Source organism: Actibacterium sp. MT2.3-13A, from assembly GCF_018139985.1.
Classification (GTDB): Bacteria; Pseudomonadota; Alphaproteobacteria; order Rhodobacterales; family Rhodobacteraceae; genus JAGSOU01.
In genome coordinates this window covers 134793-146214 of record NZ_JAGSOU010000011.1, presented here as the reverse complement: position 1 = coordinate 146214, position 11422 = coordinate 134793, and the positions used below count along the sequence as shown (strand labels likewise).

12 protein-coding genes are annotated in these 11422 nt (G+C 65.6%); 8 read left to right on the top strand and 4 right to left on the bottom strand.

Annotation, left to right across the window (positions count from 1 at the left end; all coding sequences use genetic code 11):
• Positions 1-138: 138 nt before the first annotated feature.
• The 4 genes from KCI33_RS11775 to pncA all read right to left on the bottom strand — a co-directional run bounded on the left by KCI33_RS11775 (position 139) and on the right by pncA (position 4243).
• Positions 139-777 (bottom strand): DUF2238 domain-containing protein, encoded by a 639-nt coding sequence (locus KCI33_RS11775; RefSeq protein WP_212524989.1) that lies wholly within the window; start codon positions 775-777, stop codon positions 139-141.
• Between the two features lie 138 nt (positions 778-915).
• A complete protein-coding gene (locus KCI33_RS11770; protein ID WP_212524988.1) occupies positions 916-2091 on the bottom strand; it encodes an ATP-binding protein in 1176 nt (391 codons plus the stop codon).
• 84 nt (positions 2092-2175) lie between these two features.
• On the bottom strand, positions 2176-3468 hold the full coding sequence (pncB, locus tag KCI33_RS11765) for a nicotinate phosphoribosyltransferase (protein WP_212524987.1): 1293 nt from the start codon (positions 3466-3468) through the stop codon (positions 2176-2178).
• 166 nt (positions 3469-3634) lie between these two features.
• Positions 3635-4243: a bifunctional nicotinamidase/pyrazinamidase gene (gene pncA, locus KCI33_RS11760; RefSeq protein WP_212524986.1), complete on the bottom strand. Its 609-nt coding sequence runs from the start codon at positions 4241-4243 to the stop codon at positions 3635-3637.
• Positions 4244-4344: 101 nt separating this feature from the next.
• Here pncA and KCI33_RS11755 point away from each other — a divergent pair, with 101 nt between their 5' ends.
• From KCI33_RS11755 to uvrC, 8 genes are all read left to right on the top strand, one after another.
• Complete coding sequence (locus tag KCI33_RS11755; protein WP_212524985.1) at positions 4345-5247, top strand: rhodanese-related sulfurtransferase; 903 nt, start codon at positions 4345-4347, stop codon at positions 5245-5247.
• Between the two features lie 213 nt (positions 5248-5460).
• A complete protein-coding gene (locus KCI33_RS11750) occupies positions 5461-5904 on the top strand; it encodes a hypothetical protein (RefSeq protein ID WP_212524984.1) in 444 nt (147 codons plus the stop codon).
• A 62-nt stretch (positions 5905-5966) separates the two neighbouring features.
• Positions 5967-6362: a curli-like amyloid fiber formation chaperone CsgH gene (gene csgH, locus KCI33_RS11745; RefSeq protein ID WP_212524983.1), complete on the top strand. Its 396-nt coding sequence runs from the start codon at positions 5967-5969 to the stop codon at positions 6360-6362.
• Between the two features lie 99 nt (positions 6363-6461).
• Positions 6462-7265 (top strand): S49 family peptidase, encoded by an 804-nt coding sequence (locus KCI33_RS11740; RefSeq protein WP_212524982.1) that lies wholly within the window; start codon positions 6462-6464, stop codon positions 7263-7265.
• Positions 7266-7442 (top strand): hypothetical protein, encoded by a 177-nt coding sequence (locus KCI33_RS11735; protein WP_212524981.1) that lies wholly within the window; start codon positions 7266-7268, stop codon positions 7440-7442. It begins immediately after the preceding gene.
• A gap of 8 nt (positions 7443-7450) precedes the next feature.
• Positions 7451-8425, top strand: coding sequence for a calcium/sodium antiporter (locus tag KCI33_RS11730; protein ID WP_212524980.1), 975 nt, complete (start codon positions 7451-7453; stop codon positions 8423-8425).
• Positions 8426-8438: 13 nt separating this feature from the next.
• A complete protein-coding gene (locus KCI33_RS11725; RefSeq protein ID WP_212524979.1) occupies positions 8439-9221 on the top strand; it encodes an SDR family oxidoreductase in 783 nt (260 codons plus the stop codon).
• Positions 9222-9534: 313 nt separating this feature from the next.
• Entirely contained in the window at positions 9535-11409 is a 1875-nt protein-coding gene (uvrC, locus tag KCI33_RS11720) for an excinuclease ABC subunit UvrC (RefSeq protein WP_212524978.1), read from the top strand.
• Positions 11410-11422 lie beyond the last annotated feature (13 nt).

Here is an 11422-nt window from a genome sequence, read left to right as displayed (position 1 = left end):
CTCCGCTCCCGGCGCGCTTGCCCAAACCGACCAACCCAACTACCAATCCCAAACCCGCAGACTCTCGTTATGAACGAGGGACCACCGGGGGGCAGGTCAGTTCTTGTGGTTTCCTGAAAGGGCCGTTTCGGTTCTTGTTTAGCGGGTGAGCGGGGCACGCCGCCCGAAAACCCGCACCATTCCCATCGCGACCGCCGCGCCCAGGCAGTTGAACACCAGGTCGAGCGCGGTGTTGTAATAGCCGCCGACATTGGTCTCGGGCACCATCAGCACCGCCGAGAACTCGATCATCTCGTTCAGCGCCCCCAGCCCCATCGAGGCGAAAAGCGGGTAGAAAAGCGCGGTCGCCGACCCCCGTGTGGCCGGGAAATGCCGCGTCATCAGGTGCCACAGCAGCCAGGCGGTGACGCCGAAGCCATAGGCATGCACCAACTGGTCGTATTTCAGGATGAAATACTGGTCGGTCTCCACCACCGGGAAGAGGGGCATGGAATAGAGCACCGAGTTCCCCACCGGCACGCCGCCGCCTGCCATATGCGCCAGCCCCCAGAGGCTGAGCGCCCAGAGCATCCCCGCGGGGAACTCCGCCTTGCGCAGGTTCAGCCCCACCAGCGCGATCAGCACGGCCATGGTCAGGACGTAGACGATGAATTCGTAATTGCCGACGGCGAGGAACCAGACGGTGAAGGCCCCCACATAGCCGAGGGTGAACAGCGCCACCGCGATTTCCGCGCGGGTGGGGGAGGCGTTGGCGGGTCTGGCGTCGGTGTGGTCCATGATGGGGTGATCATGGCCGGGGAGGGGCGGGCTGGCAAGATGGGGCAGACGGGGGAGCCACGGAGGGCAGCGCCCGAGCCGGGGTGGGTGCGGGAAACTGCGTTTCACTTTGGGCGGGCGAGAACGCGTGCCACTTCGCTAACTTGGCTTGACCATGGTCCTACGGAGAAAATCGTCAAACATCGGAACGGTGAACGCGATGTCTCCATACTCGGGACTGTAGATCATCCCCTTGTTGATGATTTGGGCTCGTCTTGGCCCAAGTTTGCTCGGAGGTTCCCCCAAGTGATCTGCGACATCGGAGGAACGGTATGGCCCCGTACCGAGTTCTGCCATCGCTATCACATATTCACGTTCTTTCGGGGTCAGCCGATCGAAGCGCACTTTGAAAAAACCATCATCCAATCGTTTCAGAGCTGTCTCTGAGGCCCGTTCGACATCGTGACGAGAAATCGGTGATTGGTCCGCAGTGTTCCACGCTTGGTATCCCCACTCCTGTAGGAAGTATGGGTAGCCTTCTGTTCGTTCGACGATCAGATCCAAGGCATCGCTTTCGATATGCTCGCCCTCCTCTGATATAGGCTCTTTGATGGCCGATACAGCGGCTTCTTGGTCCAACGCGCCGACAGGAGGGTACTTGAACAAGCGCTCCGCGTAGGACTTCGCGTCGCCTGACAGAGCGGCGATTTGTGGTAGCCCTGCACCGAACATTATTACTGGAAGCTGTTTTTGGTTGACGCGGTGTATGGCAACGATGAGGGCGGCAAGTTCTTTCTCATTCAGATACTGCATTTCATCAATCAGAAGTGCCCATCCTTTATCGGCCGATTTGGCTGCTTCGCCAACGCGAACGAAAAGGTCGCTTAGATCGAACTCCAGGTTCCCGCTATCCGCCGTGCCTGCTTCTGGATCTACCGACAGAGAAAAATCGCCGACCTCGATCTTGAACACGCTCGCAAACCCACGCAAGGCCCGCATGGCAGAGTAAGCTTTTTCCTTTGCGTTCTCCACTATCGAGAGTTTTCTTAGGACTTGGTGGATTCTTGGGTAGAGAAGCTCCGCCAGTGACTTGTCTTCAGGGGCCTCAATGAATGAGGTCAAGTAGCCTGCTTCTTCCGCAAGCCTTTCAATCTTGTTCAAGAGGACCGTTTTTCCGGTTCCTCTCAAGCCTAGCAGTATTTGGGACCTGTCATGCCGGCCTTGGAGAATTCTCTTCAATGCGATTTCGGCTTCCCGGATGATTTCATCGCGGCCCGCCAGTTCTGGCGGCTGAGAACCTGCGCCGGGAGCGAAGGGATTTCTAATGGGGTCCATGTTGCATCCTAGCAAGATTTACCCACTTATATCTCATTCGCATTATAACTGGCAATATCTCCGTATAGTCCAGCGGTGCCCCTCTTAAACCACCACCTCCCTCGCCACCTGTTCCCCAACCCCGAACACCCGCTTGTAGCGTTCCACCTCCGCGGCCGGGCCGATCGCCTTGTTGGGGTTGTCCGACAGCTTCACCGTGGGCCGGCCGTTGGCCGAGACCGCCTTGCAGACCAGCGAGAACGGCGCCAGCGCGTCGTCCGGGGTCAGCCCGCGGAAGTCGTTGGTCAAGAGCGTGCCCCAGCCGAAGCTCACCTTCACCCGGCCGGCGAATTGCCGGTGCAACTCCACGATCTTTTCGGCGTCGAGACTGTCGGAGAAGATCACCAGCTTCTCGCGCGGGTCCTCGCCGCGCTCCTGCCACCAGCGGATGGCCATCTCCGCCCCCTCGGCCGGGTCGCCGGAATCGATGCGGATGCCGGTCCAGCCCGCCAGCCAGTCCGGGGCGTTCTTCAGGAAGCCCTCGGCGCCGTAGGTGTCGGGCAGGATGATGCGCAGGTTGCCCGAATGCTCCTCCTGCCAGTCGGCAAGCACCTCGTAGGGCGCCTGGGCGAGTTCCTCGTCGCTGTCGGCCAGCGCCGCGTGGATCATGGGAAGTTCATGCGCGTTGGTGCCGATCGCCTCGACCTCGCGGCGCATGGCGATCAGGCAGTTGGAGGTGCCGGCGAACTTGTCACCCAGCCCCTCGATCATCGCCTGCACGCACCAGTCCTGCCAGAGGAAGGAATGGCGGCGGCGGGTGCCGAAATCGGCGAGGCGGAGGTTTTCCAGCGGGCGCAGGCGCTCGATCTTTTCCCACAGCTTGGTCATGGCGCGGGCGTAGAGGACCTGCAGTTCGAACTTGCCCATGTGCTGGAGCACGGCGCGGCCGCGCAATTCCATCAGCACCGAAAGCGCGGGGATTTCCCACAGCATGACTTCGGGCCATTTGCCCTCGAAGGTCAGCTCGTACTGGCCGTCGCGTTTTTCCAGGTGGTAGGGCGGCAGTTGCAGGTTCTCGAACCATTCCACGAAATCGGGGCGGAACATCTGGCGCTGGCCGTAGAACATGTTGCCCCGCAGCCAGGTGCTTTCGCCGCGTGACAGGCGCAGGCTGCGGATATGGTCGAGCTGTTCGCGCAGCTCGCCCTCGTCGATGAGATCGGCGAGGCGGATCGCCCTGGTGCGGTTGATCAGCGAGAAGGTGACATCGGTGTCGGGCCGGTTGCGGAACACCGACTGGCACATCAGCAGCTTGTAGAAATCAGTGTCGATCAGCGACCGGACGATCGGGTCGATCTTCCAGTGGTGATTGTAGACGCGGGTGGCGATGTCGGCCATGGCGGGCTCCGGGGTTGCGCCTGTCGGTTAGAGCAAAGGAGGGCGGGGGTGGGCAAGGGGGGAGGGGCCTTGATCATCGGTTCCGCCCCGCCGGCGCCCCTCGGGTCGGGCGCTGCCCTCAGTGCATTCTGCTGCCGGTCTGCGCGGGAGGCCCGCGGGCGCGCCCTTACCGCTCCAGCACCACGCCGGCGTCGAGCATCGACAGCCGCGCATCCTCGAGCGAGCCGTCGAGGTCGATGCCGCGGCACGCATGTTCGAGCACCGTCACCTTGTAGCCCAGGTGCACGGCATCGAGGGCGGTGTATTGCACGCAGAAATCGGTGGCGAGCCCGACGATGGTGACCGCGGTGATGCCGCGCTCGCGCAGGTAGTCGTCCAGTCCGGTCTCGGTCTCGCGGTCGTTCTCGAAAAAGGCGGAGTAGCTGTCGATCCCGGGGCGGAAGCCCTTGCGCAGCACATGATCGGCCTTTGAGGTGTCGAGATCGGGGTGGAACGCGGCCCCCCTCGTGTCCTGCACGCAATGGTCGGGCCAGAGCACCTGGCCGCCATAGGGCATTTCGATCACCTCGAACGGCTTGTGGCCGGGGTGGTTCGAGGCGAAGGAGGAGTGATCGGCCGGGTGCCAGTCCTGGGTGAAGACGCGCAGGGCGAAGTCGTCGAGCAGCGCGTTGATCTCGGGCACGACCTCGTCGCCGCCGGGCACGGCCAGCGCCCCGCCCGGGCAGAAGTCGTTTTGCACGTCGACGACGATCAGGGCTTCGGTCTCGGGTCGCATCTCGGGTTCCTCCTGCGGTTCGGTCCTCGCCGGGCGGGGCACGGGGGCTGCGGCCTCACGCCTCTTGCAGCGCCGCCCCGCCACCCCTTATGTAGCGCGCCATGATCACCGTCATTGCTCTATATCATTTTACCCGATTTTCCGACCCCGCCGCGCTGCGCGGGCCGTTGCTGGAGCTGTGCGTCGCGCAGGGCATCCGCGGCTCTCTGCTGCTGGCGCGCGAGGGGATCAACGGCACCATCGCAGGCCCCCGCGCGGGGCTCGACGCGGTGCTGGCGCATATCCGCGCACTGCCCGGCTGTGACGGGCTGGAGTGGAAGGAGAGCACGGCCTCCGAGATGCCCTTTGCCCGGATGAAGGTGAAACTGAAGCGCGAGATCGTGACCATGGGCCAGCCCGATGTCGATCCGCTGGCACGGGTGGGACATTATGTCGAGCCCGCGGAGTGGAACGAGCTGATCTCGGCCGAGGACGTGGTGGTGATCGACACCCGCAACGACTACGAGATCGCGATCGGCACCTTTGAGGGCGCGATCGACCCGGAAACGCGCACATTCCGCGAGTTCCCCGCCTGGTGGGAGGAGAACAAGCACCGCTTCCACAACAAGCGGGTGGCGATGTTCTGCACCGGTGGAATCCGCTGCGAGAAATCGACCAACTACCTGCTGGGGCAGGGGGTGGAGGATGTTTTCCACCTCAAGGGCGGCATCCTGAAATATCTCGAAGAGGTGCCCGAGGGCGAAAGCCTGTGGCGCGGCGAATGCTTCGTCTTCGACGAGCGGGTCTCGGTCGGGCACGGGCTGGTCGAGGGGCCGCATGAGCTGTGCCGCGCCTGCCGCCGTCCGATCCGCCCCGAGGACAAGGCCCGCCCCGAGTTCGAGGACGGCGTGCGCTGCCACCAATGCGTGGAGGAATACAGCGAATCCGACCGCGCGCGGTTCCGCGAACGCCAGCGTCAGATCGAACTTTCCGAGGGGCGCGGCGCGCGGCACATGGCCGGCTGACGCCGGTCATCCAACTGTTTTCATGAGAAAAAAGCCGATTGTTATCGGATAGCCGCGGGTGCGGGACGGGCTGTCATCGCATAGCCCCGGGCCGCTATTGCCTGTCAGGTGCTGGGTGGGTCCTGCTGGGCTCATCGGCACCGCGCCGGGTGAGGGCGCGGCCGGTGCAACGCGAAACGCATACGCAACCGAGCACAGGAAAGAGACACGACCATGACCATCGCATTCCCCCTGAAGACCGCCGCCCTGTCCGCCCTGCTGGCCGCCGCCCTGGCCGCCGGCCCCGCCGCGGCCGAGAACAGCTTTCTCACCGTGACGCAGCTGGGTGCGCGCAACAGCATCGGCGTCGAGCAGGACGGCGCGAACCACCGCGCCACGGTCTACCAGCGCGGCGAAGACCACCTGGCGATGCTGACCCAGGATGGCAACCGCAACCGCGCGGTGGTGGGCCAGTCCGGCGAGCGTCACTCCGGCTTCACCCGTCAGAAGGGTTATGGCAACATCGCGGGCATCGCGCAGTTCGGCGAGGGCCAGTCGGCCCGGATCCGTCAGTCTGGCCGCAACAACGCCGCCGCGGTGATCCAGGCCGGGCAGGGCGACAGCACCACGATCACCCAGCGCGGCCGCGGCAACGTCATCGTCGTGATCCAGAACTGAGCCATCCCAAGCCGCGCGGCGGCGCCCGCCGCGCGGCCGAAGCCGACGGAAGGAGACCGGAGATGTCATGTCCATTCCCCCGCTCCGCATGGGGCCCGGCGCTCATCGCGCTGGCGCTGACCGGCGCGATGAGCCCGCCCGGCGCCGGCCGCGACGCGGCGCCGCTGAGTTGCAGGATCGCGACCGGGACCGGCGCGCAGGGCGTCACGCTGGAGGCGCGCGCCATGGCCGGGGCGCAGGGGGCGGAGGGGCTCTATAGCCTCGAAGTCACCCGGAACGGCGCCTCGGGCAGCACGGCGATCCGACAGGGCGGCGATTTCAGCCTGCGCGCGGGCGAAACGGCGGTGCTGGGCCAGGTCACGCTGGGCCCCGACCCGCGCGGCTACGCGGCGCGGCTGGTGCTGCGCTGGGACGGGAACGAGATCAGTTGCGCCGCGCCCGGCGGGCCGGGCGAGTGAACCCGCGGCGCGTGCCCGTCCGGGGCCGCGCCGCAACACTGCACCTCGATTGCAGCGCCCGCCTTGTTCCCGGGGGGGTGAGCCTCTAAATGCCATGGGATGAAACGCTGGATCCCCTTTCTGACGCCAGAGCCGCTGGTCGCCGTGCTGCGCCTGAACGGCATGATCGCGGCGGATGCGCGCGGCCGGGTGGTGCTGAACGACGCCGGCCTGGCCCCGCTGATCGAAAAGGCATTCAGCCGCGGAAAGCCCGCGGCGGTGGCGCTGGCGCTGAATTCGCCCGGCGGTTCGCCGGCGCAATCCTCGATGATCTTCACCCGCATCCGGCGGCTGGCCGCGGAGAAGGGCGTTCCGGTATATGCCTTCGTCGAGGATGTGGCGGCCTCGGGCGGTTATTACATCGCCTGCGCGGCGGATGAGATCTGGGTCGATGACAATTCGATCGTCGGTTCGATCGGGGTGGTCTCGGCCGGGTTCGGCTTCCATGATTTCATCGCGCGCCACGGGGTGGAGCGCCGGCTCTACACCGCGGGGCGGTCGAAAAGCCTGCTCGACCCGTTCCAGCCGGAAAAGCCCGAGGACGTGGCCAGGCTGAAGAGCCTGCAGGAGGCGATCCACCAATCCTTCATCGACCGGGTGAAGGCCCGGCGCGCGGGCAAGCTGCACGGCGGGGCCGATCTGTTCGCCGGCGATGTCTGGGTCGGCGGTCAGGCGGTGGAGCTGGGCCTGGCCGACGGCGTCGGCCACCTGGTGCCGGTGATGAAGGAACGTTTCGGCGACAAGGTGAAATTCCGCGACTATGGCCCGCGCCGGTCGGTCTGGCAGCGTTTCGGCGCGCAGGTCCTGGGCGGGCTGGCCGGCGAACTGGAGGAGCGCGCCCTGTGGGCGCGGTTCGGGCTCTAGATGCTGTTCAAGATCATCACGCTGTTTCTGGTCGGCATGGGCGTGCTGGCGATGTTCGGCAAGCTGCGGCTGCCGGGCGGCCGGCGGCTGTCGCTGAACCGGCCCGCGAAATGCCCGCGCTGCGGGCGCTATCAACTCGGCAAGGGGCCCTGCCCCTGCGGCAAGGAAAAAGGGTAATTCCGCAAATGGCCTTGGACCTGCTCTTCGCCCTTCTGGGTCTGGCTATTCTGCTGCTGGCGGGGGATTCCCTGGTCAAGGGCGCGGTGAACCTCAGCCTGCGGCTGGGCGTGCCCGCGCTGATCGTCAGCCTGACCATCGTGGCCTTCGGCACCTCGGCGCCGGAGTTGCTGATCTCGATCCAGGCGACGCTGGAGAACGCGCCGGGCATCGCGCTGGGCAACGTGGTGGGCTCGAACATCGCCAACGTGCTGCTCGTGTTGGGCCTGCCCGCGATCATCTCGGGCCTGTCGACCGGGGAATGCGACACGCGGCGGACCTATCTGTTCATGCTCGCGGCCTCGGCGCTGTTCGCCGCGGTGGCCTTTCTCGGCCCGATCACCTGGGTGCACGGGCTGGTTTTGCTGGCGGCGCTGTCGCTGGTGCTGTGGGACATGTTTCACGCCGCGCGCAGCCACCGGCGCGAGACGCTGAGCGCGGCCGCCGTGGCCGATCCGGCAGAGGTGGAGGAAGAGGTGGAAGGCGCCGATCCCAACCTGCCGTGGTGGAAGATCACCCTGTTCCTGGCGCTGGGCCTCGCGGGCCTGCCGCTGGGCGCCGACCTGCTGATCGAGCATTCCGAGAACATCGCCCGCGAACTGGGCGTCAGCGACACCGTGATCGGGCTGACGCTGGTCGCGCTGGGCACCTCGCTGCCCGAGTTGGCGACGACGGTGATGGCGGCGCTGCGCCGGCAGGCCGATGTGGCGCTGGGCAACGTGATCGGGTCGAACATCTTCAACCTGCTGGCGATCATCGGCCTGGCCAGCCTGGTGGGCGACCTGGCGGTGCCGGTGGAGATGCTGCGCTTCGATCTGTGGGTGATGCTGGCCTCGGCGCTGATCCTGCTGCCCTTCGTGTTCCGCGGCTGGAACATGGCCAAGGGCTGGGGCATTGTCTTGACCGGGCTTTACGTCGCCTATGTTGTGGCCGTGTTGATCTGACGGAGGCGGGGGCATGCAGGGCAGGGCACTGGTGACCGGGGCGGGCAAGCGGCTGGGCCGTGCGATGGCGCTTCACCTGGCGCGGCGGGGCCTCGACGTGGCGGTGCATTACGCCAATTCGCAGGCGGACGCCCAGGCGGCGGTGGACGAGATCCACGCGCTGGGCCGGCGCGCCTGCGCGCTGCGGGCCGACCTGCTGAACGAGCACGAGACCGAGGCGCTGGTCGAGCGCGCCGCGGAGGAACTGGGCGGGCCGCTGACGGTGCTGGTCAACAACGCCTCGATCTTCGAATACGACAACATCCAGACCGCCAGCCGCGAAAGCTGGGACCGGCACATGGAATCGAACCTGCGCGCGCCTTTCGTGCTGACCCAGCGCTTTGCCGAGCAGGTGCCGCCGGAAACCGTGGACGCCCGCGGAGAGCCGCTGGCCAGCGCCCTGGTAATCAACATGATTGACCAGCGCGTGCGCAAGCTGACGCCCGAGTTCATGACCTACACCATCTCCAAGATGGGGCTGTGGGCCCTGACCAAGACCGCGGCGCAGGCGCTGGCGCCGCAGGTGCGGGTGAATGCGATCGGCCCCGGCCCGACCCTGCGCGGCGAGCGCCAGTCGGAAGAACATTTCACCCGCCAGCGACAGGCGACGATCCTGACCCGCGGCGCCGACGAGCGCGACATCTGCGGCGCGCTGGACTATTTCCTGAACGCGGTTGCGGTGACCGGCCAGCTGCTCTGCGTGGATGGCGGCCAGCATCTCGCGTGGGAAACGCCGGACGTTCTGGGCGTGGAGTAAAAGGCCCGGATCGGGCCGCTTGCCGCTTGACTTTTCCACCTTTTGCGATCCCGTTACAAATCCGTCATCTTTTCCTGAGTGTTTTCAGTGTTTTGCACGTCTTGAGAAAAATATACAGCAAAATCAATAACTTGGAAAAGTGCCCAAAAAATGATCAATCCGGTGAAAGCGCCTTAAAACAAGGAAAATTCCCGGGTGCCCAATAGTTACCCGCAGGTTTATCCACAGAAGCCGTGGACATGTTTTTTCTTGTCCCTGACGGGATTACATTGCAGCGGATGACCGGAATCACCAGATCCTGCGGATGAATGACATGCCAAACGATGCGCGGCGCGCGGAGGCGCCCGTGACGGGCTATCGCCGCATCCATTCCTACCTTCGGACCCTCGACAATTCGCCGGGGGTCTATCGCATGCTGGATGCCGAAAGCCGGGTGCTCTACGTCGGCAAGGCGCGCAACCTGAAGAAGCGGGTGTCGAACTACGCCAAGCCCGCCGGGCATTCGCCGCGGATCGAGAGGATGATCCGCGAAACCGCCTCGATGATGTTCCTGACCACGCGCACCGAGACCGAGGCGCTGCTGCTGGAGCAGAACCTGATCAAGCAGCTCAAGCCGCGCTACAACGTGCTCCTGCGCGACGACAAGAGCTTTCCCAACATCCTGGTGACCAAGGACCACGCCTTTCCGCAGATCAAGAAGCACCGCGGCGCGAAGAAGGAGAAGGGCAGCTATTACGGCCCCTTCGCCAACGCCGGCGCGGTGAACCGGACGCTGAACCAGCTGCAGAAGGTATTCCTGCTGCGCAACTGCTCGGACGCGATGTTCGAGAGCCGGACGCGGCCCTGCCTGCTGTATCAGATCAAGCGCTGCAGCGCGCCTTGCGTGGGACGGATCAGCGAGGCGGATTACGGCGCTCTGGTGGCCGATGCGGAACGCTTCCTTCAGGGCAGATCGACCCGCGTGCAGGAGCAGCTTGCCGCGCAGATGGCCGAGGCCAGCGAGGGGCTGGAATTCGAGCGCGCGGCGGCGCTGCGCGACCGCATCCGGGCGCTGACCCAGGTGCAGCAGGCCCAGGGCATCAACCCGCGCGGCGTGGCCGAGGCCGACGTGGTGGCGCTGCACATGGAGGGCGGGCAGGCCTGCGTGCAGGTCTTCTTCATCCGCGCCAACCAGAACTGGGGCAACCGCGACTATTACCCGAGGATCGGCGCGGGGATGTCCGAGGCGGAGGTGCTGCAGGGCTTCCTCGGCCAGTTCTACGACAACAAGCAGCCGCCTCGGCTGCTGCTGCTGTCGCATGGCATCGAGGACCCCGACCTGATGGCCGAGGCGCTTTCGGAAAAGGCCGGCCGCAAGGTCGAGATCGCCGTGCCCCTGCGCGGCGAAAAGGCCGAGCTGGTGGCGAATGCGGCGCGCAACGCCCGCGAAAGCCTCGCCCGGCGGATGTCGGAAAGCGCGGCGCAGGGCAAGCTGCTGGCCGGTCTGGCCGATGCCTTTGGCCTCGACGCGCCGCCGAAGCGGATCGAGGTCTACGACAACTCCCACATCCAGGGCACCAACGCCGTGGGCGGCATGATCGTGGCCGGCCCCGAGGGTTTCGTGAAAAGCCAGTACCGCAAGTTCAACATCCGGGGCGAGGACCTGACCCCAGGCGACGATTTCGGCATGATGAAGGAGGTGCTGACCCGCCGCTTCCAGCGTCTGCTGAAGGAGGATCCTGAGCGTCAGGGCGAGACCTGGCCCGACCTGCTGCTGATCGACGGCGGCGCGGGGCAGGTGAGCGCGGTGGCCGAGATCATGCGCGAGCTGGGGGTCGACGACATCCCGATGGTGGGCGTGGCCAAGGGCATCGACCGCGACGCCGGCAAGGAGGAGTTCCACCGCCCCGGCGAGAACGCCTTCGCGCTGCGCCACAACGACCCCGTGCTTTATTTCGTCCAGCGCCTGCGCGACGAGGCGCACCGCTTCGCCATCGGTGCGCACAGGCAAAAGCGGGCCAAGGCGGTGGGGGCGACGCCGCTGGACGAGGTGCCGGGCGTGGGCGCCACGCGCAAGCGCGCGCTGCTGGCGCATTTCGGCAGCGCCAAGGCGGTCAGCCGGGCGGGGCTGGCGGACCTGAAGGCGGTGGAGGGGATTTCCGACGCGCTGGCCGAAACCATCTATGGCTTCTTCCATGAGAAGGGCTGAGCCTGTAAGGCTA